Genomic DNA, 21,553 nt, shown 5'->3' on the forward strand with positions numbered 1-21,553 from the left:
GGAGGCGCCGGTCGGCCGCGTGCCCGCCCAGGCCGGCGCGCCCGAGGCGGAGCGGGCCGAGCCCGGGTACCGCCTGCCCGAGACCCCGGAGTCCGCCTGGTCACTGGACTCCCGCCGCAGCACCCTGCTCGGCCGGGGCCTGCTGCTCTGCGTCCTGCTCGTCCAGGCCGGCCTGTCCCTGCGGCTGCGCGGCACGGCCTTCCAGGACGAGGCCCTGTACATCGCGGCCGGCCACTACGAGCTGGCGAACCTGCGGGACGGCACCCCGCTGCCGGTGGACTTCGCCGCGTACTTCTCCGGCCACCCGAAGCTGTACCCGGTGCTCGCCGCCGCGGTGGACACCCACTTCGGGCTCACCGGGGTCCGGCTGGTCAGCCTGCTGTTCATGCTGGGCGCGACCACCCTCCTCTACGCCCTGACCCACCGCATGTTCAACGTCCGGGCGGCGATCGGCGCGGCCGCGCTGTTCTCCGTCGTCCAGGCGACGATGATCCTCGGCAACTTCGCCACCTACGACGCCGCCGCGGTCTTCCTGCTGGCCCTGTCCGCGTGGGCGGTGGTCCGCACCGGCCGGATGAACGCCCTGGCGGTGCTCCTCGCGGCGCCGCCGGCCGCCCTGGCCTTCGGCGTGAAGTACGCGTCGGGCCTGTACCTGCCGACGCTCGTGGTGCTGGCGGTCCTGACCGCCTACCGGCACCGCGGCGTCAGGGCACTGGGCCGCGGCGCGGTGCTGGGAGCGGGCGTGGCGGCCCTGCTCGGCGCGGGCTACGTCCTCTCCGGACCGCTCGGCGGCATCAGCGGCACGACCACGGACCGGGCCAAGGGCACGGACTCCGCGTTCACCCTCCTCCAGCACAGCGCCGAATGGGGCGGGCTGCTCTTCCTGGCGGCGCTCGGCGGGTCCGTCGCGTACACGGTGCGCGCCCGCATGGGCGAGATGCCCTGGGTGCCCGGGACGACCCCGGGCCGGCTGCGCCGGGCCTCGCTGGGCCTGCTACTGACGGGCACGGCGCTGCTGGCGCCCGCCTACCAGGTCCACCTCCAGACGGAGGTCTCGCTCTACAAGCACGTCGGCTTCGGCCTGCTGTTCGCGGCGCCGATGGCCGGCCTGGGCATGGCCCGCCTGGTCGGGCCGCACTTCCGGCACCCGCAGCTCGGCATCATGCTCTACGTCGCGACGCTGACCTTCGGGATGGTGCAGGCGCAGCAGTACTACAGCTTCCCGGACTCGCGGGCGATGACGCAGTTCCTGCGCACGGTGGTGGACGACAAGGGCGTCTACCTCGCGGAGGAGCAGGAGGTGCCGGGCTACTACCTGCGCGACGTCACCGACTGGGGCCAGTGGCAGAACACCTACGTCATGGACTACAAGGGCAAGAGCGGACCGGAGGCGTTCCGCGCCGCCGTCCTCGACGGCCACTTCCACGCGATCGTGCTGCACGGCGGGGTGACGCCCCAGACCGCCGCGGTCGTCGAGGAGGCCCTGCGCGGCAATTCCCGCTACCGGCTCGCGGCCGTGCTCCCCTTCACCACGAGCAGCGGCGAGCACGACTACCGAATCTGGGTCAGACGATGAGCCTGCACGCCCCCGCCCAGCCGGGGACGCCGACCGAGCGCACGGACGCGCCCGCGCACGGGGCGGCCCTCGGTCGGACCCCGGGCCGGGACCGGATCCTGTCCGCCGTCCTGTTCCTGCTGCCCGCCGCGGTCGCCTCGGCCTCCATCTGGAACGGGATCGGCGGCCGCCAGCTGTGGCGCGACGAGCACGCCACCTGGTGGGCCGCCACCCTGTCCTTCGGTGAACTCGGTTCGCTGATCCGCAGCATCGACGTGGTCTTCACCCCGTACTACGTGCTGATGCACCTGTGGGTGGGCGTGGCGGGCGACTCCGCGACCGCCCTGCGCGTCCCCGGGGCACTGGCCATGGCCGCCGCCGCGGGTCTGCTCGCGCTGCTCGGCCGCCGGATGTTCACCCCGCAGGTGGGGCTGCTGGCGGGGCTGGCCTTCGCCGTCGTCCCGGCCGTCACCCGGTACGGGCAGGAGGTCCGCCCGTACGCCTTCGCGGTCGCCGCCGTGCTGCTGTCCACGCTGCTGCTCGTACGGGCCCTGGAGCAGCCGACCTTCAGGGTGTGGGTCGGCTACACCCTGTCGATACCGCTGGTCGGCTGGAGCCACCTGGCCTCGCTGGCCGTGCTCGCCCCGCACCTGATCCTGGTCGTGCGGGCGCGTCGGGCCGGCGACCGGATCGTGGGCTGGGCCTACGCCGCGGCCGGGATCCTGGGGCTGTGCTTCGTCCTGCCGATGGTCGCCTCCGGTGCCGGGCAGAGCGGTCAGATCGCCTGGAACAACCCGGGGGTCAAGGACCTGCTGGAGTTCCCCGCTCACCTCTTCGGGTCCTGGGCGGTCGCGGTCCCGGTGATGGTGCTGGGCCTGATCGGCCTGTGCTTCACGGGGCGGCGGGCCCTGCCGCTCGCCCTGTGGATCGTGCTGCCCCCGGTGGCCACCTTCGTGACGGCCGCCCAGCTGCACCTGTTCCTGCCGCGCTACCTGTTCTTCACGGCGCCCGCGTGGGTGCTGCTCGCCTCGGTGGCGGTGTGCCGGATCACGGGCCGGGTCGCCCGGCCCCCGGCGGCGGAGCCGGGGGCGTCCGTACCGGGCACGGCTGCCCGGGTGGGCGGCTGGGTGCTGGTGGCGGCCGCGGCCGGCGGGCTCGCCTTCCAGGCGCTGCCGGGCATCGAGGCGGCCCGCGGCCCGGTCGCCGGCGAACCCGACTTCCGGGGGGCCGCGGGCATCGTCCGCGCGGGCCAGCGGGAGCGGGACGGCATCGTGTTCGCGGGCGAGCTCGCCGAGCGGCGGGCCCTGGCGTACGAGCTCCGCGACGACCGGGCCCGGCCCGCCGACGTGCTGATGGACCGCACGCCCCAGGAACTGGGCTCGTTCGGCGCGCTGGAGTGCCCGGAGCCCGCCAGCTGCCTGTCCGGGGCGGACCGGTTGTGGCTGGTGTCGACCTCGCCGGATCCCGGCGAACCGTTCACCGGCATGCCGGAGCGGACCGCGCGGGCGATCCGCGCGGAGTTCAAGGTCGTCCGCACGGACGGGCTGGACTCCGTACGGGTCCTGCTGCTGGAGCGGATCCCCGAGGCCGCCAAGTCCCGCGGCGACGACGCCGCGACCCGCAAGGTCCACTCCTGAGGCCCTGGGCGTCTCCCTCGGCGGAAACGGCTCAGCGTGTGGAGACGCCCCGGTGTGGGAGGACCGCGTCGCCCGGCTCGTGGGCGCGGGTGTGGTCGTCGGGGGCGGAGCAGGCCGCGAGCAGCAGCCCGCCCGCGAGGAGGGCGCCGAGGAGTCCGAGACCGAGCCGCTGGGACGCGTTGGCGGTGGACGTGGCGGTGGACAGGGCGGTGGCCGTGGTCATGGTGTGAGCTGCGTTCGTCTCGGGGGCCGCGTGCGTTGCCTTCGTTGCGTTCGTTGCTGACACGCCTTCACGCTTGCCCCGCGGTCCGGGGGTCGCACCGCCGATTGGTCCGATCGGCCGCCGGACACTCCCGGGGCGGGCGGCGGTCCCGGGTCGGGGTCTGTCGGACCATCACACCGGGCGCGTACGGTGCCGGAGTCGGTGTCCCGTCGGAATGAGGCTCTGATGGCCGGGATGGCAGCGCACGTGTGCGGTGACTGCGAGCACGAACGGGGCGTTCACGTCCCCTCGCTGGGCCGGTGCCTCGGCCTCCGGGACGGCCCGCCCTGCGGCTGCCGGCTGTTCCGGCGCGCGGACGAGCCCGCGCCTCCCGGGTGGGAGGCGACGGAGTCGGAGCCGGCGGATCCGTCGTGCGCGGAGTGCCGCTCGCCGTTCGGTGTGTGCCGGTGCGAGTCCTGGTGGGAGCGGCAGCGGTCGCCGTTCGCACCCTGCGGGGGCTGAGCCGGTGAGCGGGGGCGACTGGTTCCTGCTGTGCTTCGCCACCGCGCCGCTCGCCCTGTTCGCGATCGGCCTCACCCTCGCCACCGTCTTCGGGCGCCCGGAGGCGGCCCCGTGCGAGGGCTGTACCCACGGTTTCGAGGAGCACGGGCCGGGCCGCTGTACGGGTGACGGCGGTGGGTGCCGGTGCACCGGTTACCGGCCGGAGTGGGAGCACGGACCGGAACGGCCGCCCATCGGGTGCGGGGGCTGAGGTCCGGGCGGGAGCGACGGGGGCGTCAGGCGGGTACGAGGGCGCAGCGCCGCATCACGTCGTCGAGGGACAGTCCGAGGGCTCCGGCGAGGGCGGCGACCGTGAAGAAGGCGGGTGTGGGCGCCCGGCCGGTCTCGATCTTGCGGAGGGTCTCGGCGGAGAGTCCGGCGCCCGCCGCGACCTCGACCATGCTGCGCGCGCCGCGGGCCTCACGGAGCAGGGCGCCCAGGCGCTCGCCGCGTTCGCGCTCTTCGGGTGTCAAAGGGGTGCGGACCATGCGCCCATCATACCCCCGGACCCCCATTACTATCCCGGTAAAGTTATACCGGTATAGTTATTGGCATGGTGAAACTGAAGACGGACCAGTCGATCGACGAGATGCGCGAAGCCGGCCGGGTGGTCGCCCACGCCCTGGCGGCCGTCCGGGAAGTGGCCGCGGTCGGGGTGTCCCTGCTGGAACTGGACCTGGCGGCGCGCGAAGTGCTCCGCGCGGCCGGTGCTTCCTCGCCCTTCCTCGGATACCGGCCGCAGTTCGCGCCCGTGCCGTTCCCGGCGGTGCTGTGCGCCTCGGTCAACGACGCGATCGTGCACGGCATCCCCGACGGCTACCGGCTGCGCGACGGCGACCTCGTCAGCATCGACTGCGGGGCGAAGCTCGGCGGCTGGGCCGGCGACGCGGCCGTCAGCTTCACGGTCGGCCGGGCCCGGCCCGCCGACCTGAGGCTGATCGAGACCGCCGAGGCGGCCCTCGCCGCGGGCATCGCCGCCGCCGTGCCGGGGAACCGGATCGGCGACATCGCCCACGCCATCGGCCGCGTCTGCCGCGGCGCCGGGTACGGCATCCCCGACGGCTTCGGCGGGCACGGCATTGGCCGCAGCATGCACGAGGACCCGGGCGTGCCGAACGAGGGCCCGGCGGGGCGCGGCATGAAGCTGCGCCCCGGCCTGGTCCTCGCCATCGAGCCGATGCTGACCGCCGGTGGCACCGACGACTACACCTGCGACCCCGACGGCTGGACCCTGCGCACCGTCGACGGCAGCCGCGCCGCGCACGCGGAGCACACGGTCGCCATCACCGCCTCCGGCCCGAGGATCCTCACCGCCCCGTAGCCCGCCCGGCGGGCCCTACGGCCTGCCGTGCGGGTGGACGACCATCGCGGAGCCGCCGCCCCGGCGGGTGGTTTCGGCCGCCGCGAGCCAGCGGCCGTCCGGGAGGCGCTGGACGCCCGTGGCGGCGCCGATCTCGGGGTTCTGCCGGAAGCCCTGGCCGAGGGCCTCCAGTTCGGTGCGGAGCGGGCTGTCCCACAGACCCGGTTCCAGCTCGGTGGTGGTCTGGTTGCGCTGGCTGGCGCGCGGGGCCGCGATGGCGTCGACCAGCGGCAGGCCCCGGTCGAGGTGGCCGAGGAGGGTCTGGAGGACGGTGGTGATGATGGTGGCGCCGCCCGGGGAGCCGACCGCCAGCACCGGACGCCCGTGCTCCAGCACGATGGTCGGGGACATGGAGGAGCGCGGCCGCTTGCCGGGGCCGGGCAGGTTCGGGTCCGGGACTCCGGGGGCGGCCGGGGCGAAGGAGAAGTCCGTCAGCTCGTTGTTGAGCAGGAAGCCGCGGCCCGGGACGGTGATCGCGCTGCCCCCGGTGGACTCGATGGTCAGGGTGTAGGACACCACGTTGCCCCAGCGGTCGGCGACCGTCAGGTGCGTGGTGTTCTCCCCCTCGTACGTGGTCGGGGCGGCCTGGCCGGCGGTGGCGCACGGCACCGGCCGACGCGGGTCGCCGGGGGCCAGCGGGCTGGTCAGCGCCCGGTCCGGCCGGACGAGGCAGGCGCGCGAGTCGGCGAAGCGCTGCGAGAGCAGGCCGCGGGTCGGAACGTCCTCGGCGGCCGGGTCGCCCACCCAGCGCCCCCGGTCGGCGAAGGAGATCCGCGAGGCCTCGATGAAGCGGTGCAGGTACTGGGTCTCGGAGAGCTTCGAGACGTCGGTGCGCTCCAGGATGTTCAGGGCCTCGCCGACGGTGGTGCCGCCGGAGGAGGAGGGGGCCATCCCGTACACGTCGAGGCCGCGGTAGCTCACCTGGGTCGGGGCCTGCCGCTTCGTGCCGTACGCGCGCAGGTCGGCGGTGGTCAGGTCACCCGGGCGGACGTTGCGGGTGGCGGCCGGGTCGACCGGGGGCTTGCGGACGGCCCGGACGATGTCCTCGGCGATCGGGCCCCGGTAGAGGGCTCCCGTCCCCTTGCGGGCCAGCTCGGCGTACGTGGCGGCCAGACCGGGGTTCTTGAAGGTGGAGCCGACCACCGGCAGCTCCCCGCCGGGCAGGAACAGCTCGCGGGTGTCCGGGAAGTCCCGGAAGCGCTCCTCGTTCGCCGCGGTCTGGGACCGGAAGGTGGGGTCGACGGTGAACCCGTCGCGGGCCAGTTTCTCGGCGGGCTTCAGGAGTTGGCCGAGCGGCCGGGTGCCCCAGGAGTCCAGGGCGCTCTTCCAGGTGGCGGGGGTGCCGGGCACTCCGACGCCGAGGCCGCTGGTCTGGCCCTCGGCGAAGGGGATGGGGACGCCGTTCTCCTGGAAGAGGGTGGCGGTGGCGGTGGCCGGGGCGGTTTCGCGGCCGTCGACGGTGTGCACGCGCCTCGTGCGGGCGTCGTAGTAGACGAAGTAGCCGCCTCCGCCGATGCCCGCCGAGTAGGGCTCGGTGACGCCGAGCGCCGCGGCGGTGGCGACGGCCGCGTCGACGGCGTTGCCGCCGGAACGCAGTACGGCGATCCCGGCGGCGGAGGCGTCGGCGTCGACGCTGGCGACGGCCCCGCCGTAGCCGGCGGCGACGGGCACCTTGGGCGGGGTGCCCGGGGACGACGGCGGAGCGGCCGCGCCGGTGGAGACGAGCGCTCCGACGAGGGCGAACAGCGGTAAGGCGCGGGCGGCGGGACGGAGCATGGCGGACCTCCAGTCGGCGACGTCCGCAGAGCCTAGCGCTCCCCCCGCCACCCCGTCAGGGGACGGCTCCGCCCGGCCCCTTCCGGGTGGCCCGCCCGGGGGTGTCTATCATCCGGCGCATGAACGACGACGTGCGCAACATCGTGCTCGGGCTGGTGGCCACCGCCCTCAGCGGCGGGTTCGGCTGGTCCGCCCGGACCTACCTGTGGCGCCGCGCCCTGCGCCGCAAGCAGGCCTTCCTCGGGCTGCCGACGGGATCCGACTGCCTGTTCGTGGTCAACCGGCAGATGGGCGGCAAGGATTCCTCGCTGCACCGCAACGACGCCTTCGCGCTGCTGGAGATATCCGCCCTGATCAAGGACTGCGGGGCGACCGTGCAGATCGTCCCGCACGACACGGCCCGTCAGGGCTTCGGCGAGCGGGCCGAGTTCTGTGTCGGCGGGCCCGCCTCCAACACCCGTACGACGGCCCATCTGGCCTCCATGCTCCCGGGGGTGCGGGTCGTCACCTCCGAAGAACCGGGTCCGGACCGCGGGGCCATCCGGGTGGGCGGGGAGACGTACCGGTGGGAAGCGGGCCTGGTGGAGTACGTGCTGCTGGCCCGGCTGGCCGGCGGGCGCGCCACCCGGCCGGTGTTCCTGCTGTCGGGACAGACCGCCGTCAGCAACCAGGCCGCCGCCCGCTACCTGGCCCGGGAGCACGTGCGGCTGGCCCGCACCCACGGCCGAGAACCCTTCTGCCTCGTGCTGAAGGTCGTCAACTCCGATGCCTACGGACCGGACGTGACGGAGCTGGCCGCCGACGTCACGCGGGCGGCCCTGACACCCGTAGCGGAAGCCGCGTGATCCCGTTGATGAAGTTCGAGACCAGCCGGCGCGGCGGGCCCGCCAGTTCGGGCGCGGGCAGGGCGGTGCGCCACTCCTCGTAGAGGGTGCGGAGCTGGAGCCGGGCGAAGTGGGCGCCCAGGCAGACGTGCGGGCCGTCGCCGAAGGAGACGTGCGGGTTGGGCGTACGGGCCGGGTCGAGGCGGTCCGGGTCGGCGAAGGCCCGTTCGTCGTGGTTGGCGGAGGCGTGGAACACCACCACCTTGTCCCCCGCGCGGATGCGGGTGCCGGCGAGGACGGTGTCGCGGGCGGCGGTCCGGCGGAAGCTGAGCACGGGCGGGTGGACGCGCAGGAGCTCGTCGACGACCCGGTCCGGCGGGGCGCTGCCGTCGGCGAGGCGGCGGTAGGCGTCGGGGTGGCGGGCCAGGGCCAGGAGGCCTCCGGGGGCGGCGCTGCGTACGGTGTCGTTGCCCGCGACGGTCAGCAGGAAGAAGAACATCTCCAGTTCGGCCGGCGCCAGCCCGGCCTGCGCGAGGACGGTCATCACGTCTTCGCCGGGGTGGGCGCGTTTGTGCGCGGCCAGTTCCCGGGCGTAGCCGAACATCTCGCCGAGCAGGGCCGGGGAGCGCGGGTTCAGCGGGGTGCCGTCGGGGCCGAGGACGGGTTCGGGGGCGTCGTCGGGGTCCTGGTAGCCGATGATCCGTACGGTCCACTCCAGTAGCAGGGCCCGGTCGGCGGGCGGGACGCCCAGCAGGTCGGTGAGGTTCAGCAGGGCGTACTCGTCGGTGACGGCGGAGACCAGGTCGGTGCTGCCGTCCTCGGCGCGGTCCCGGGCGGCGGCGAGGAGCGTACGGGCGCGGTCGCGGGTCCGGGCGGCGAAGGCGTCGACGCGGGCGGGGGTGAAGGCACGGGCGACCAGGCGGCGGAGCCTGCCGTGTCCGGGCGGGTCCTGGTTGAGCATGGTGCTCCGCAGGAACGGCAGGTCGGCCGGGTCGGGGTCGCGGATCTGGGTGGCGCCGGCCCAGGAGGAGTAGGTGCCGTGGTCGCGCAGGACACGGACGACGTCGGCGTGCCGGGTGACGGCCCAGAAGCCGGGTCCGGCCGGCCAGCCCCGGATCTCGGGCTCGGTCTGCCAGGCGACGGGGTGCCGGTCGCGCAACAGCCGGTAGCGCTCGTGCGGGATGCCCTCGGCGTAGACGCGGGGGTCGAAGACGTCGGGGACGTCGGCGGCGCGTTCCATGGTCCACACGGTGGCGGCCGGGCGGGGCGCCCGCAAGGGTCCGCGTCAGTGAGCGGGGTCGCAGGGTTCGGGTTCCAGGCTGGCGTCCGGGCCGTGGAGGACGGCCTCGTAGCCCGGGTCGAGGGTGGAGGTGGCGCTGCACACGAGCTGGCTGCGGGCGAGGGGGTCCAGGCCGGCGACCGGGAAGGGGAGGCGTACGTCGAGCCGGTCGTCGGAGGTGAAGACGACGGACACGGCGGCGAGGTCCTGGCCCTCGACGGCGGGGAGCCGGGTGCCGAGCCCGGCCTGTAGTTCGGTGCGGCCGGGGCCGCGGAGCAGTCCGACGACGCTGCCCTGGGGGGCGCTCGGCGTGTACTTGGGCTGCGGTGAGGGGACGAGGCTCCCGTCGGGGCCGACGAAGTAGGCGACCGAACCGCGGCTGGGCGCGGCGACGGCCACGCGGGCGGCCGCGCCGCTCTCGACGACCCCGGTGGGGGCGATCCCGCAGGCCGTGAGCAACAGGGCTGCCGTCAGGGCCGCGGCGGCCACGGCGGCGGCCGCCCGGGGGCCGGGAACGGGCGGGCGGGTCACGCGGTGGCCTCCAGGGGCATGTCGAGGGTGAACACGGCTCCGCCGGCGGGGGCGTTGGCTGCGCTCAGGGTGCCGCCGTGGAGGCGGACGTTCTCCAGGGTGATGGCGAGGCCGAGGCCGCTTCCGGCGGAGCGGGTGCGGGCGGAGTCGGCCTTGAAGAACCGGTCGAAGATGTGCGGCAGCACCTCGGCGGCGATGCCGGGCCCGCTGTCGGTGACCTCGATCAGCAGGCGTTCCCCGTCGGGGCGGGGACGGGTGCGGACGGAGATCCTCACGGGTGCGGAGCCGTGCCGCAGCGCGTTGCCGACGAGGTTGGCGAGGATCACGTCGAAGCGGCGGGGGTCGAGGCGGGCGCGGATGCCCTCGGGGAGGTCGGCGGTCACCCGGCCGTCGTCCCAGTGGCGGCGTTCCAGGGTCTTGCCGACGGCTTCGGCGATGTCGACGTCGTCGAGGTTGAGTCCGGCGGCGCGGGCGTCGAAGCGGGAGATCTCCATCAGGTCCTCGACGAGCACGGCCAGTTTCCCGGTCTCGGCGCTGATCAGCCGCAGGGCTTTGGCGGTGTCGGGGTCGAGCTGTCCGGCGTCCTCGTCGAGCACCTCGGTGACGGCGAGCATCCCGGCGAGGGGGGTGCGCAGTTCGTGGGAGACGTCGGAGGCGAAGCGGCGGGCCCGGACCTCGGCCTCGCGGAGCTCGGCGACGGATTCCTCCAGGGCGCGGGCGGTCTCGTTGAAGGTGCGGGCGAGGCCGGCGAGTTCGTCGGAGCCGCGGACCTCGATGCGGGTGTCCAGGCGGCCGCGGCCGAGGTGTGTGGCGGCGCGCCGCATGTCCCGTACGGGCCGCAGGACGCTGCGGGCGGCGAGCAGGGCGGGGACGACGGCGATGGCGAGGCCCGGGAGGGCGCCCTGCCGGGCGGCCTCGACCATGGCGTCCACGGTCTGTTCCTCGGCGTTCAGCGGCATGACGGCGTAGAGGACGACGCCGGTGGGCCGGTCGGAGGCGCCGGCCGGGGAGAAGACGGCGGGCATGCCGATGGTGAGGTAGGTCTCGCCCCGGGCGTCCTGGACGCGCTGGAAGGCTCCGTGGGGGTGGGCGGCGACCTGCCGGCGGAGCCGGTCGGTGAGGACCGCGGAGGTGGCGGGGGTGACGTTGGAGGAGGCGCGCAGGGTGCCGTACTCGCCGAACACCACCCAGGGGTGCGGTTTGCCGCGTTTGCCGATCTCGTTGACCAGGCGCTGGAGCTGGTGCTGTTCCACCGGCAGTGCGAGGGTCTGGCCCTCCAGCTGGTCGCGCAGGGTGCTGACGGCGGTGTCCTGGCTCTGGGTGAGGATCGCCGTGCGCGCCTTCTGGTAGGTGAGGGCGGCCGTGCTCACCGCGCTGATCGCGGCGACGAGGAGGAACGCGGCGATCAGGCGGGTGCGCAGTCCGAGGGGGGCGAGGTGGCGCACGGCCGGCTACAGCGGTCCGAAGCGGTAGCCGAAGCCCCGCACCGTCTGTATGTAGCGGGGGCTCCCGTCGGGGTCCTCGATCTTGTTGCGGAGGCGGCGTACGCAGGCGTCCACGAGCCGGGCGTCGGCGTGGTAGCTGTGCTCCCACACGTACTCCAGCAGCTGCTGGCGGGAGAAGACCTGCTCGGGCGAGGCGCTGAGGTGGAGCAGCAGTTTGATCTCGCTGGGGGCGAGGGCGACGCGTTCGCCGTTCTTGGCGACGGTCAGCCCGGCCCGGTCGACGGCCAGCTCTCCGTGCTGCTCCACGCCGGGGCGGCCGCCCGGGTCGCCGAGGCGGCGGAGCACCGCCTTGATGCGGGCTTCGATGATCTCGGTGCGGGCGGGTTTGACGATGTAGTCGTCGGCGCCCGCTTCCAGGCCGACGACGATGTCGAAGTCGTCGCCGCGCGCGGTGAGCATGATGATCGGCACCTCGCTGGTCTCGCGGATCCGGCGGCAGACCTGGACGCCGTTGATGCCGGGGAGCATGAGGTCGAGCAGGACGAGTTCGGGGTGGAAGCCGGCCATCAGGGCGAGCCCCTCCTCGCCGGTCCCGGCGGCGCTCACCTCGTGGCCGCGGCGGCGCAGCCCGAGTCCCACGCCTTCCCGGATGGAAGGGTCGTCCTCGATCAGCAGTACGCGTGGCATCCGGCCAGTATCCCCAGAAGTATCGGTGGCCTTCCTCCCGCTAACGGCCGGTTCGGCGCCGCAGGGAGGTCAGCAGGTCGGTGATCTCCGTCAGGCGCAGCGGCCCGGCGAGGACAACGACGACCAGCAGGATCGCGGCGGTTCCCGCTCCGGCGGCGGCGACGTCCCCGAACCGGTCGGCGGCGCGGGCGGCGGCGTACCCGGCGGCGCCCGCGGGCAGGCAGGCGGCGAGCAGCCGCAGGTGGGTGCCCGCGGCCGTAGAGGTCCGGCCGGTACGGGTCCCGGGGCGCGGGCCGAGCCGGCGGGCGAGGGCGTACGCGGTCACGGCGGCGCCGACGGTGTAGGCGATCGTGGAGGCGGCCGCCATGCCGGTGACCGCCCAGCGCGGGGAGAGCAGGAAGAACGCGGCGGCCGACAGGGCGGCGTTCAGCCCGGCGATGACCAGGTTGAGGAGGAAGGGGGTGCGGGTGTCGGAGAGGGCGTAGAAGGCGCGGGAGAGCACGTACTGGCCGGAGAAGGCGACGAGGCCGGGCGCGAAGGCGATCAGGATGCCGGCCATGGCCTCGATGTCGGCGGGGGCGGTGCGTCCGTACCCGAAGACGCTGCCCATCAGCCACGGGGCGAGGACCGCGAAGGCGGTGGCGGCGGGCACCACGAGGGCGGCGCTGGAGCGCAGCGCGTACGAGACGTCCCGGCGGACCGACGCGCGGTCGCCCTCGGTCGCCGCGGCCGCCATGCGGGGAGTGAGGGCGGTGACGAGGGAGACGGTGATGATGCCCTGCGGGACGACCCACAGCTGGTAGGCGTTGCTGTAGGCGGTGTAGCCCATGCCGTCGTGGCCCGCGAGGTCTCCGGCGGTGGTGGACAGGCGGGTCACCACCCAGTAGGCGATCTGGTTGGTGAGGACCAGCAGGACGAGCCAGCCGGCGTTGCGCAGGGGGCGGGCGAGGCCGCTGCCGCGCCAGTCGAAGCGGGGGCGCCAGCGGAAGCCGGCGGAGCGCAGCGAGGGGATCAGGGCGAGGGCCTGGACGACGATGCCGGCGGTGGTGCCGATCCCGAGGAGTCGGGCGTCGGCGGCGGTGAGGCCGTCGGCGTCGCCGTGGGAGAGGTGGAGGAAGAGCCCGAAGACGCCGATGACGACGAGGTTGTTGAGGACCGGGGTCCACATCATCGCGCCGAAGCGGCCGCGGGCGTTCAGCACCTGGCCGAGCAGGGTGAACAGGCCGTAGAAGAGGATCTGCGGGAGGCAGAACCTGGCCAGGGCGACGGTGGTGCTCAGCTGGTCCCCGCTGTAGGGGGTGTACGCGCCGATGATGGCCGGGGCGGCGAGGACCGCGAGGGCGGTGAGCAGGAGGAGGGCCGCGGTGCAGGCGGTGAGCAGCCGGTCGGTGTAGGCGGCGCCGCCGTCCGCGTGTTCCCTGGCGGCGCGCACCAGCTCCGGGACAAAGACGGCGTTGAGGGCGCCGCCGACGAGCAGCATGTACAGGATGTTGGGGACGGTGTTGGCGACGGCGTAGGAGTCGCCGAGGATTCCGATGCCGAGGGCGGCGACGACGACCGCGGAGCGGACGAAGCCGGTGGCGCGGGAGACGACCGAGCCGGCGGCCATGAGCGCGCCGCTGCGCAGGACCGACCCGCTCTTCGCGGGGGCCTGTGCGTCGGAGGCCTGTGCGTCGGCGGGGGCCGCGGCCGGACTCGTTCCGGTGGCGGTCATCGGGGTCTCCCGTTCGGTGCGGCCCGACGGGCTGGCGTGTCGGGCGGGCGAAGTCTGGAGGGTACCCCGTGTATCTGGCATGCACCTGCCGCAGGTCAGAGCGTACGCGGCGCCTTGCCGGTGAAGTCGGGCTCCGGGTAGGGCCTTTCGGCCCTGATTCCCGGGCGAAGGGCCCTGACCTGCCGCCGGGAGGGAGCGGGTGACGTACCGGAAAAAATCCTCCGGATATTTTCCGCAAAACGCGCAACCCGACGGCGCCCCGTTCGCTCCTTGCTTACGACGATCATTATTTTCGGAGGGGAATCCGTTGAGCCGCACACGCCGTACCGCACTGCCGCGCCGGGGCCGTCACGCCACGCTGGCGGGCACCGCACTCCTGGCCGCCGCGCTGACCGCCTGCGGGGGCGGTTCGGACGCCGGCGGGAGCGGGACCGGCAACGCGGAGATGAAGCAGAAGCCGGCCATGGCGATCGCGGTGAACCTCACGGGCGATCAGGTCAAGGCGGGCGAGCCCGTCACCGTGACCCTCGCCGAGGGCAAGCTCGCGCAGGTGAAGGTGACGGACGGCAAGGGCGGGGAACTGCCCGGCCGGATATCCGCCGACAGCAAGAGCTGGACCTCGGAGCGCAACGCCTCGCCGGGCACCGACTACAAGGTCGAGGCGCAGAACACCGACAGCCAGAACGCGAACGCCCAGTTCAAGACCTCGGCGGCGGACAAGGTCAACAAGGTCTCGATCAACATCCCCAAGGGCAGCACGGTGGGCGTCGCGATGCCCGTCTCGCTCGTCTTCGACAACCCGGTGAAGAACAAGGCCGAGGTGGAGAAGCAGCTGAAGGTGACCTCCTCGGACAACACCGAGGGCTCCTGGGGCTGGTTCAAGGACTACTCCGGCAAGGACCGGGTGGACTGGCGGCCGAAGGACTACTGGAAGTCCGGCACCGACGTGAAGGTCGAGATGAACCTGAACGGCGTGGACTCCGGGCAGGGCGGCGGGCTCTTCGCCCGCGACTACAACACCGAGTTCAAGATAGGCAAGGACCGCCGGATCGAGGTCAGCCTCGACACCAAGAAGCTGTCGGTCACCGAGGGCGGCCAGGCGGTCAGGACGATCCCCGTCTCGGCGGGCACTCCCGGCGGCGACAAGGCCTCCTGGTCCGGGAAGATGGTGCTGATGGCGAAGGAGGGCACCATCCGGATGGACTCGCGGACGGTGGGCCTGGGCGACTCCTACGACAAGATGGTCGACTTCTCCATGCGGCTGACCTGGTCGGGCATGTACGCGCACGCCGCGCCGTGGAACTCCGGCAACTTCGGCAACGCCAACAGCAGTTCCGGCTGCGTGGGCATGAGCGACGCCAACGCGAAGTCCCTCTACGAGCAGGTGCAGCCCGGCGACCCCTTCGAGGTCGTCGGCAAGGGGTCGAAGGGCAACGCCGAGATCGGCAACGGCTACGGCGAGTGGAACCTGTCATGGGACGCCTGGAAGGCCAAGAGCGCCCTGGGCGGCGGCGCGCAGAACGGCTGACCCCGGCGCGGGCGCCGACCGCCGCGGCACTGACCGGCGTGGCACTGACCGCCGTGACGCAAACCGCCGTGGTACTGACTCTTGTTCAATTGTTACCACCACGTAACTTACTCACGGGTTACCCCGAGTAAGCCCCTCCCGTTACCGTCGGGTCACTTTGACACCGGCGCACGTGAGGAGCGACCGATGCCAGTCCGCACCACCACCGCAGCGACCGTGGCGACCCTGCTCGCGGCAGCCGCCCTGGGCCTGGCCCCCCACCAGGCCCAGGCGGCACCCGCAGCCGCGCACACCTCGACCGCCGCCGCCTCGCCGGAACTGCGCTTCCACGACATTCCGGGCTCCGGCGGCATCACCCTCAAGGGCAACGTCTTCACCCCCGCGGGCGCCGTGGCGGGCCGCACCTACCCGCTGATCGTGCTCCCCACGAGCTGGGGCATGCCGCAGATCGAATACATCGCCCAGGCCCGCAAGCTCGCCGACTCCGGCTACGTGGTGGTCGGTTACACCTCGCGCGGCTTCTGGCTCTCGGGCGGAGAGATCGAGACGGCCGGCCCGGCGGACGTCGCCGACGTCTCCGCCGTCATCGACTGGGCCCTCGCCAAGACCCCCGCCGACCCCGCGCGCATCGGCCTGGGCGGGGTCTCGTACGGGGCCGGCATCAGCCTGCTGGCCTCCGCGCACGACCCGCGCGTCAAGGCCGTGGTCGCGCTCAGCGGCTGGGCCGACCTCATCGAGTCCATCTACTCCGGGCGCACCCAGCACGTCCAGGCCGCCGGTCTGCTCGGCGCCGCCGGCGCCGTCACCGGCCGCCCGGGCGCCGAACTCCGGCAGGTTCTCGGCGACTTCCTCGGCTCGAAGCTGGACAAGGAACAGCAGATGATCGACTGGGGCCGCAAGCGGTCCGCCTCCGAGCAGGTCGACCGGATCAACGCCAACGGCGCGGCGGTCATGCTGGGCAACGCCTGGGGCGACACCATCTTCCCGCCCAACCAGTACGCGGCCTTCTACGAGAAGCTGACCGGACCCAAGCGCCTGGAGTTCCGGCCCGGGGACCACGCCACCGCCGAGGCCACCGGACTCCTCGGCCTGCCCAACGACACCTGGACCAGCGCCCACCGGTGGTTCGACCGGTACCTCAAGGGCGAACGCAACGGCATCGACACCGAGGCCCCCGTCCAGATCAAGTCCCGCAGCACCGGGGGCTACGAGGGCTACGCCGACTGGAAGTCGGTCGGCTCCGGCGGCACCGAGCGGATCGCGCTCTCCGGCAGCGAACACGTCTTCGCCAACGTGGACTCCGGCGCCAACGGCGGCGTCGTGCTGCTGTCCAACCTCCTCGACCAGTTCCTGAAGACGCCGCCGGTGGCTTCCATCCCGCTGCTCCCCCGCTCCTTCGCCGCCGTCTGGCAGTCGCAGCGCTACGACGAGGAGCGCCGCGTCCGCGGCACCGTGAAGCTCCACACCACCGTGACGCCCACCAAGGGCGACGGCACCTTCGTCGCCTACCTCTACGACGTCGGCCCGCTCGGCCTCGGCAAGCTGGTCAGCAACGCCCCGTACACCTTCCACGGGAAGACCCCCGGGCAGTCGTTCGGCGTGGACCTGGAACTCTTCTCCACCGCCTACGACGTACCCGAGGGCCACCGGCTCGCGCTTGTCGTCGACACCGTCGACCCGCTGTACATCGAGCACAACCCCACCGGCGCGCAGCTGACCTTCTCCTCGCCGCGCACCGATCCCAGTTACGTCTCGGTGCCGCTGCGCGAGCAGTGATCCACGGCCGCGGCCGGGGAGGGGCAGGTGCCCCGCGCGCCGCTACCTCCCCGGCAGCACCCCTCCCGGTTCCGCGTCCGGGAGGGTGACCGCCTCGGTCTTGGGGTTGCGGCGCTCGCGCCGGGCCACCCAGGTCGCGAACCAGGACAGCAGCATGCACATGCCGATGTAGATCGGGGAGATGATCATCACGACGGGGATGAACGGCAGGTCGTAGTCCAGGTTGGAGGCGATCAGCTTGCCCGCGTGCAGGAACTCCTCGTAGGTGATCAGGTAGCCCAGCGAGGTGTCCTTCAGTGCCACGACGAGCTGGCTGATGATCGTGGGCAGCATGGCCCGGACGGCCTGCGGGGCGAGGACGTGGGTCATGACCTGCGTCTTGCGCATGCCGAGCGCGTACGCCGCCTCGCGCTGCCCCTTGTCCACCGCGTTGATGCCCGTACGGAAGACCTCGGCCAGGACCGACCCGTTGTACAGGGTCAGCCCGGCGACCAGCGCGGGCAGGGGCTGGACCTTCAGCGCGACGAAGATGAAGAAGATCATCACGAGGACCGGCATCGCGCGGAAGAACTCCACGCACAGCGTCGCGAGCCAGCGCAGGGGCCGGTGCACCGAGAGCCGGCCGCAGGCGAGGACCGCGCCGAGGACGAGGGAGAGCACCGAGGCGTAGACGAAGGCCTTCAGGGTGTTGCCCAGGCCCCTGAGCAGGAGTTCCTGGATCCCCTCGTAGGTGAAGGGGTTCCACTTGGCGGCGGTGAACTGGTCGGTGTCGAAGAGCAGGTAGAGGATCCAGGCCAGCAGTCCGAGGATGAGCGCCGTCGAGGCGATCCCGTAGAGCAGGTGCCGGCGCCGGGCGCGGGGGCCGGGGATGTCGTAGAGGGCGGTGGACTCCACGTCTCCGTGCAGCGCGTGGGCGGTCATCGGGCGACTCCGTAGCGCTTCTCCAGCACGTGGAAGAGCGCGCTGATGGACAGGGTGATGATCAGGTACCCCACGGCGATCCAGATGAAGGTCCAGATGATGCTGTAGCCCAGCTCGTTGAGGGTCTTGTAGGTGCCCAGCAGTTCGTTGACGCTGAAGGCCCCGGCGATCGCCGAGTTCTTGGCGAGGGCGATCAGCGTGGAGCCGATGGGCGGGATGACGGAGCGGAAGGCCTGCGGGAGGACCACGTCGCCCAGGGTCTGCCCGAAGGACATGCCGAGGCTGCGGGCCGCCTCGCCCTGCCCCTTGGGCACGGTGTTGATGCCGGAGCGGAGCACCTCGCAGATGAAGGCGGAGGTGTAGCAGCCGAGCGCGAGGACGGCGAACACCTGGAAGGGCAGGACGATCCCGAAGCGCGGCAGGCCCAGCAGCACGGCGAAGAAGAGGAGGGTGAGCGGGGTGTTGCGCAGCACGGTCACCCAGACGGTGCCGAAGACCCGGAAGGAGCCGACGGGCGCGACCCGGAAGGAGGCCATGAGGAAGCCCAGGACCAGGGCGAGGAGGGAGGCGTAGACCGTGAGCTGGACGGTGCCGAGGAAGCCCTTGCCGTAGAGGGCGAAGTTGTCGGTGAGTACGTTCATGGCGGTGCGCTCTCCCCTCAGCCCGCCGGGTAGCGGTCGATGGCGGGCGGTGTGGGGGCGGGCTGGCCGGACAGGCCGAGCGTGGCCTCGTAGGCCTTCTTCCAGTCGCCGTTCTTCTCGTGCGCCTCCAGGGCGTCGTCGAGGGCGAGGCGCAGCGCGTTGTCGCCGCGCGGGACGCCGATGCCGTAGGGCTCCTCGGAGAAGGGTTTGCCGACCACCTTGAGTTCCTCGGGGACCTTGGCCGCGTAGCCCAGCAGGATGGAGTCGTCGGTGGAGACGGCGTCGACCTGGTAGGTCAGCAGGTTGTCCACGCAGACCGAGTAGGTGTCGTAGGCGACGAGGACGGCCTTCGGGTACTCCTTCTGGAGCCGCTGGTAGGGGGTGGATCCGGCGGCGGAGCAGACCTTCTTGCCCGCCAGGTCCTCGGGGCCCTTGATGTCCTTCTCGTCCTTGCGGACCAGGAGGGACTGGCCGGCCATGAAGTAGGGTCCGGCGAAGCCGACCTGCTTCTTGCGGTTGTCGTTGATCGTGTAGGTGCCCACGTAGTAGTCGATCTGGCCGTTCTGGAGGGCCGTCTCGCGGTTGGCGGAGGCGATCGTCTTGAACTCGATCTGCTTCGGGTCGAAGCCGAGGGAGGCCGCCATCATCTTGGCGATCTCGATGTCGAATCCGGAGTAGCGACCGCTGGCGGGGTCCTTCTCGCCCATGTACGGCTGGTCCTCCTTGACGCCGACCACGAGGCGGCCGCGCTTCTTGGCCCGCTGCCAGGTGCGGGAGCCGGGCAGCTCGAAGCCGGTGGCGACCTTGTAGACGGGCAGGTCCTCGGGCTGCGGGCCCTTGACCGGGGGGCTGCCGGGCTTGCCGCAGCCGGCGGTGGCGAGGAGCAGGACCAGGAGGAGGGCGCCGAGGGCGCGGACGTGCTTCATCGGGCCGCCCCCTCAGTGCTTGAGGATCTTGGAGAGGAAGTCCTTGGCGCGCTCGCTCTCGGGAGCGGTGAAGAACTCCTCGGGGGTGCGGTCCTCGACGACCTTCCCGTCGGCCATGAAGACGACGCGGTTGGCCGCGGAACGGGCGAAGCCCATCTCGTGGGTGACCACGACCATCGTCATGCCCTCGGCGGCGAGCTGCTGCATGACCTCCAGCACCTCGTTGATCATCTCCGGGTCGAGTGCCGAGGTGGGCTCGTCGAAGAGCAGCGCCTTGGGGCTCATGGCCAGGGCGCGGGCGATGGCCACGCGCTGCTGCTGGCCGCCGGACAGCTGGGCGGGGTACTTGTCGGCCTGGTCGGCGAGGCCGACCCGGTCCAGGAGCTCCCGGGAGCGCTTGTCGGCCTCGTCCCGCTTGCGCTTCCTGACCTTGATCTGCGCGAGCGAGACGTTGGCCAGGACGGTCTTGTGCGCGAACAGGTTGAAGGACTGGAAGACCATCCCGACCTCGGCCCGCAGCCCGGCCAGGTCCTTGCCCTCGGCGGGGAGGGGTTTGCCGTCGAGGAGGATCGTGCCCGACTCGATGGTCTCCAGCCGGTTGATCGTCCGGCACAGGGTCGATTTCCCGGAGCCGGAGGGGCCGATGATCACCACCACCTCCCCGCGGCCGACCGTGAGGTTGATGTCCTGGAGGACGTGCAACGTCCCGTAGTGCTTGTTGACGTCCCGCAGCTCGATCAACGGATCGACGGCCATACGCTGCCCTGCCCACTTGTCGGTGTGTCGAGGTCAGCGCAAACTATCCAGCCGCCGAAGGGGACTTCCCCTCGACACGCCTAAAAGGTACATAAAGCAGACCGGGCCGGTCAGCCTTCGGAGGCCTCGGCGTAGGCCTGGCTGAGCTCGGGCGATCCGGTCATCGCCCAGGACACCCCCGACTCGACCACGTTCAGCTCGCGCCCGGACGCGAGGCGGATCACCGGCTGCCCGTTCGGCCAGATCTGCCAGGCGGAGCCCGGGATGGTCCGGACGATCACGGTCCCGAGGTAGAAGCCGGCGTCGTTGCCCAGCCAGGGCACGGCCTCGGGATCGCGGCGCCAGCGCGGCATCAGCTGGTCGAGCGCCTCCAACGAGGCCGGGGTCCCGTCGAGTTCGAGCCCGGCCGCCCTCGCCTGCGCCCGCAGCATCTCGCACTCCGAGAACAGTTCGGCGACGCCCTCGGGATCGTCGGCGAGGGCGACGGCGAGTCCCGCACCCTGTTCCGTCTCGTGCCGGTTCCGCCAGTTGGCCAGGAAAGGGATACGCATACCGCCCAGCGTGGCACCAGGAACGGCCGCTGGCCACAGGGCGCGCCTGCCCGGCCGGTGATCACGGGATCCCGGCCGGGTGCTCAGACGTCCAGGTCGACGACGACCGGGGCGTGGTCGGAGGCGCCCTTGCCCTTGCGCTCCTCACGGTCGACGTACGCGTCCTTGACCGCCTTCACGAAGGGCTGGTTCCCGTAGACCAGGTCGATGCGCATGCCCTTGTTCTTGGGGAAGGCGAGCATCCGGTAGTCCCAGAAGGTGTACGGACGGTCGTACTTGAGCGCGCGCGGGAAGACGTCGGACAGGCCCGCGGTCCGCAGGGCCTCCAGGGCGGCGCGCTCCGCGGGGGTGACGTGCGTGAGGCCGGCGAAGACCGCCGGGTCGTAGACGTCCTCGTCGGTCGGCGCCACGTTGAAGTCGCCGAGCACGGCGAACGGGCGCGGGCCGGCCGCGTCTTCGGCGATGGCGGTGGTGAGGGCGCCGAACCAGTTCAGCTTGTAGCCGTAGTGGTCGTGCTCGACCTCGCGGCCGTTGGGTACGTAGACCGACCAGACGCGGACGCCGCCGCAGGTGGCGGAGATGGCGCGGGGTTCCTGCACGCCCTCGTAGTCCGGTCCGTCCGGCAGGCCCCGCACCACGTCCTCCAGGCCGACCCTGGAGAGCAGGGCGACGCCGTTCCACCGGCCGGTGGCGTGGACAGCCGACTCGTATCCCAGCTCGCGCAGCGCGTCTGCGGGGAACTGCTCCGCCGAGCACTTGGTCTCCTGGATGCACAGGACATCCGTGCCGGAGCTCTCCAGCCAGGCGAGCAGACGCGGCAGCCGGGCGGTGATCGAGTTGACGTTGTACGTGGCGATGCGCATGCGTCCCAACCTACCGCCAA

21 protein-coding genes are annotated in these 21,553 nt (G+C 72.5%); 7 read left to right on the plus strand and 14 right to left on the minus strand.

Features of this window, described 5'->3' with window-relative positions; translation table 11 throughout:
- Positions 1–73 precede the first annotated feature (73 nt).
- On the plus strand, positions 74–1,576 hold the full coding sequence (locus ABZZ17_RS16025) for a glycosyltransferase family 39 protein (protein WP_356876470.1): 1,503 nt from the start codon (positions 74–76) through the stop codon (positions 1,574–1,576).
- On the plus strand, positions 1,573–3,192 hold the full coding sequence (locus ABZZ17_RS16030) for a glycosyltransferase family 39 protein (protein WP_356876287.1): 1,620 nt from the start codon (positions 1,573–1,575) through the stop codon (positions 3,190–3,192). Before ABZZ17_RS16025 ends, ABZZ17_RS16030 begins: the two co-directional genes overlap by 4 nt.
- A 31-nt stretch (positions 3,193–3,223) precedes the next feature.
- Here the strand turns inward: ABZZ17_RS16030 and ABZZ17_RS16035 are convergent, their stop codons facing one another.
- Positions 3,224–3,415: a hypothetical protein gene (locus tag ABZZ17_RS16035; protein ID WP_356876289.1), complete on the minus strand. Its 192-nt coding sequence runs from the start codon at positions 3,413–3,415 to the stop codon at positions 3,224–3,226.
- Positions 3,416–3,920: 505 nt separating this feature from the next.
- Here ABZZ17_RS16035 and ABZZ17_RS16040 point away from each other — a divergent pair.
- Complete coding sequence (locus ABZZ17_RS16040; protein WP_356876291.1) at positions 3,921–4,166, plus strand: hypothetical protein; 246 nt, start codon at positions 3,921–3,923, stop codon at positions 4,164–4,166.
- Between the two features lie 25 nt (positions 4,167–4,191).
- On the opposite strand, the gene ABZZ17_RS16045 is transcribed toward ABZZ17_RS16040, so the two are convergent.
- Positions 4,192–4,443, minus strand: coding sequence for a helix-turn-helix transcriptional regulator (locus tag ABZZ17_RS16045; protein ID WP_356876293.1), 252 nt, complete (start codon positions 4,441–4,443; stop codon positions 4,192–4,194).
- Positions 4,444–4,508: 65 nt separating this feature from the next.
- Between ABZZ17_RS16045 and map the strand changes: the two genes are divergently transcribed.
- Entirely contained in the window at positions 4,509–5,276 is a 768-nt protein-coding gene (map, locus tag ABZZ17_RS16050) for a type I methionyl aminopeptidase (RefSeq protein ID WP_356876295.1), read from the plus strand.
- A gap of 15 nt (positions 5,277–5,291) precedes the next feature.
- Here map and ggt read toward each other — a convergent pair whose 3' ends face one another.
- Positions 5,292–7,091 (minus strand): gamma-glutamyltransferase, encoded by a 1,800-nt coding sequence (ggt, locus tag ABZZ17_RS16055; protein WP_356876297.1) that lies wholly within the window; start codon positions 7,089–7,091, stop codon positions 5,292–5,294.
- 119 nt (positions 7,092–7,210) lie between these two features.
- On the opposite strand from ggt, the gene ABZZ17_RS16060 reads away from it, so the two are divergent.
- Positions 7,211–7,936: a hypothetical protein gene (locus ABZZ17_RS16060; protein ID WP_356876299.1), complete on the plus strand. Its 726-nt coding sequence runs from the start codon at positions 7,211–7,213 to the stop codon at positions 7,934–7,936.
- Here ABZZ17_RS16060 and ABZZ17_RS16065 read toward each other — a convergent pair.
- Genes ABZZ17_RS16065 through murJ form a run of 5 tightly spaced genes read right to left on the minus strand, consistent with a single transcriptional unit; the run spans position 7,896 to position 13,571 of the window.
- Positions 7,896–9,155 (minus strand): cytochrome P450, encoded by a 1,260-nt coding sequence (locus ABZZ17_RS16065; RefSeq protein WP_356876301.1) that lies wholly within the window; start codon positions 9,153–9,155, stop codon positions 7,896–7,898. The genes ABZZ17_RS16060 and ABZZ17_RS16065 overlap by 41 nt on opposite strands.
- Positions 9,156–9,200: 45 nt before the next feature.
- Entirely contained in the window at positions 9,201–9,725 is a 525-nt protein-coding gene (locus tag ABZZ17_RS16070) for a hypothetical protein (RefSeq protein ID WP_356876303.1), read from the minus strand.
- Positions 9,722–11,170, minus strand: coding sequence for an ATP-binding protein (locus tag ABZZ17_RS16075; protein ID WP_356876305.1), 1,449 nt, complete (start codon positions 11,168–11,170; stop codon positions 9,722–9,724). The genes ABZZ17_RS16070 and ABZZ17_RS16075 overlap by 4 nt, the downstream gene beginning before the upstream one ends.
- Positions 11,171–11,176: 6 nt before the next feature.
- On the minus strand, positions 11,177–11,857 hold the full coding sequence (locus ABZZ17_RS16080; protein ID WP_356876307.1) for a response regulator transcription factor: 681 nt from the start codon (positions 11,855–11,857) through the stop codon (positions 11,177–11,179).
- Positions 11,858–11,897: 40 nt separating this feature from the next.
- Positions 11,898–13,571 carry a murein biosynthesis integral membrane protein MurJ gene (gene murJ, locus ABZZ17_RS16085; protein WP_356876309.1) on the minus strand — a complete coding sequence of 558 codons (1,674 nt, stop codon included), beginning with the start codon at positions 13,569–13,571 and terminating at the stop codon, positions 11,898–11,900.
- 307 nt (positions 13,572–13,878) lie between these two features.
- Here murJ and ABZZ17_RS16090 point away from each other — a divergent pair, with 307 nt between their 5' ends.
- Both ABZZ17_RS16090 and ABZZ17_RS16095 read left to right on the plus strand, forming a co-directional pair.
- Entirely contained in the window at positions 13,879–15,099 is a 1,221-nt protein-coding gene (locus tag ABZZ17_RS16090; RefSeq protein ID WP_356876311.1) for an Ig-like domain-containing protein, read from the plus strand.
- A gap of 186 nt (positions 15,100–15,285) precedes the next feature.
- Positions 15,286–16,875: an alpha/beta fold hydrolase gene (locus ABZZ17_RS16095; RefSeq protein ID WP_356876313.1), complete on the plus strand. Its 1,590-nt coding sequence runs from the start codon at positions 15,286–15,288 to the stop codon at positions 16,873–16,875.
- Positions 16,876–16,917: 42 nt separating this feature from the next.
- On the opposite strand, the gene ABZZ17_RS16100 is transcribed toward ABZZ17_RS16095, so the two are convergent.
- From ABZZ17_RS16100 to ABZZ17_RS16125, 6 genes are all read right to left on the minus strand, one after another.
- Positions 16,918–17,796, minus strand: coding sequence for an amino acid ABC transporter permease (locus tag ABZZ17_RS16100; RefSeq protein ID WP_356876315.1), 879 nt, complete (start codon positions 17,794–17,796; stop codon positions 16,918–16,920).
- Complete coding sequence (locus ABZZ17_RS16105) at positions 17,793–18,437, minus strand: amino acid ABC transporter permease (protein WP_356876317.1); 645 nt, start codon at positions 18,435–18,437, stop codon at positions 17,793–17,795. Before ABZZ17_RS16105 ends, ABZZ17_RS16100 begins: the two co-directional genes overlap by 4 nt.
- 17 nt (positions 18,438–18,454) lie before the next feature.
- Positions 18,455–19,363 (minus strand): glutamate ABC transporter substrate-binding protein, encoded by a 909-nt coding sequence (locus ABZZ17_RS16110; protein ID WP_356876319.1) that lies wholly within the window; start codon positions 19,361–19,363, stop codon positions 18,455–18,457.
- A 12-nt stretch (positions 19,364–19,375) separates the two neighbouring features.
- A complete protein-coding gene (locus tag ABZZ17_RS16115; protein ID WP_356876321.1) occupies positions 19,376–20,119 on the minus strand; it encodes an amino acid ABC transporter ATP-binding protein in 744 nt (247 codons plus the stop codon).
- Between the two features lie 110 nt (positions 20,120–20,229).
- Positions 20,230–20,670, minus strand: coding sequence for a DUF6278 family protein (locus ABZZ17_RS16120; protein WP_356876323.1), 441 nt, complete (start codon positions 20,668–20,670; stop codon positions 20,230–20,232).
- Positions 20,671–20,753: 83 nt separating this feature from the next.
- Entirely contained in the window at positions 20,754–21,533 is a 780-nt protein-coding gene (locus tag ABZZ17_RS16125) for an exodeoxyribonuclease III (protein ID WP_356876325.1), read from the minus strand.
- Between the last annotated feature and the right edge of the window lie 20 nt (positions 21,534–21,553).

Origin of the sequence: Streptomyces sp. NPDC006512 (assembly GCF_040611935.1) — a bacterium.
GTDB lineage: Bacteria > Actinomycetota > Actinomycetes > Streptomycetales > Streptomycetaceae > Streptomyces.

Excerpts from the sequence above, each read along its gene's own strand:
- ABZZ17_RS16030 (WP_356876287.1), top strand. The coding sequence starts at position 1,573 with ATGAGCCTGCACGCCCCCGCCCAGCCGGGGACGCCGACCGAGCGCACG.
- ABZZ17_RS16035 (WP_356876289.1), bottom strand. The coding sequence starts at position 3,415 with ATGACCACGGCCACCGCCCTGTCCACCGCCACGTCCACCGCCAACGCG.
- ABZZ17_RS16045 (WP_356876293.1), bottom strand. The coding sequence starts at position 4,443 with ATGGTCCGCACCCCTTTGACACCCGAAGAGCGCGAACGCGGCGAGCGC.
- map (WP_356876295.1), top strand. The coding sequence starts at position 4,509 with ATGGTGAAACTGAAGACGGACCAGTCGATCGACGAGATGCGCGAAGCC.
- ggt (WP_356876297.1), bottom strand. The coding sequence starts at position 7,091 with ATGCTCCGTCCCGCCGCCCGCGCCTTACCGCTGTTCGCCCTCGTCGGA.
- ABZZ17_RS16060 (WP_356876299.1), top strand. The coding sequence starts at position 7,211 with ATGAACGACGACGTGCGCAACATCGTGCTCGGGCTGGTGGCCACCGCC.
- ABZZ17_RS16065 (WP_356876301.1), bottom strand. The coding sequence starts at position 9,155 with ATGGAACGCGCCGCCGACGTCCCCGACGTCTTCGACCCCCGCGTCTAC.
- ABZZ17_RS16080 (WP_356876307.1), bottom strand. The coding sequence starts at position 11,857 with ATGCCACGCGTACTGCTGATCGAGGACGACCCTTCCATCCGGGAAGGC.
- murJ (WP_356876309.1), bottom strand. The coding sequence starts at position 13,571 with ATGACCGCCACCGGAACGAGTCCGGCCGCGGCCCCCGCCGACGCACAG.
- ABZZ17_RS16095 (WP_356876313.1), top strand. The coding sequence starts at position 15,286 with ATGCCAGTCCGCACCACCACCGCAGCGACCGTGGCGACCCTGCTCGCG.
- ABZZ17_RS16100 (WP_356876315.1), bottom strand. The coding sequence starts at position 17,796 with ATGACCGCCCACGCGCTGCACGGAGACGTGGAGTCCACCGCCCTCTAC.
- ABZZ17_RS16105 (WP_356876317.1), bottom strand. The coding sequence starts at position 18,437 with ATGAACGTACTCACCGACAACTTCGCCCTCTACGGCAAGGGCTTCCTC.
- ABZZ17_RS16110 (WP_356876319.1), bottom strand. The coding sequence starts at position 19,363 with ATGAAGCACGTCCGCGCCCTCGGCGCCCTCCTCCTGGTCCTGCTCCTC.
- ABZZ17_RS16115 (WP_356876321.1), bottom strand. The coding sequence starts at position 20,119 with ATGGCCGTCGATCCGTTGATCGAGCTGCGGGACGTCAACAAGCACTAC.
- ABZZ17_RS16120 (WP_356876323.1), bottom strand. The coding sequence starts at position 20,670 with ATGCGTATCCCTTTCCTGGCCAACTGGCGGAACCGGCACGAGACGGAA.
- ABZZ17_RS16125 (WP_356876325.1), bottom strand. The coding sequence starts at position 21,533 with ATGCGCATCGCCACGTACAACGTCAACTCGATCACCGCCCGGCTGCCG.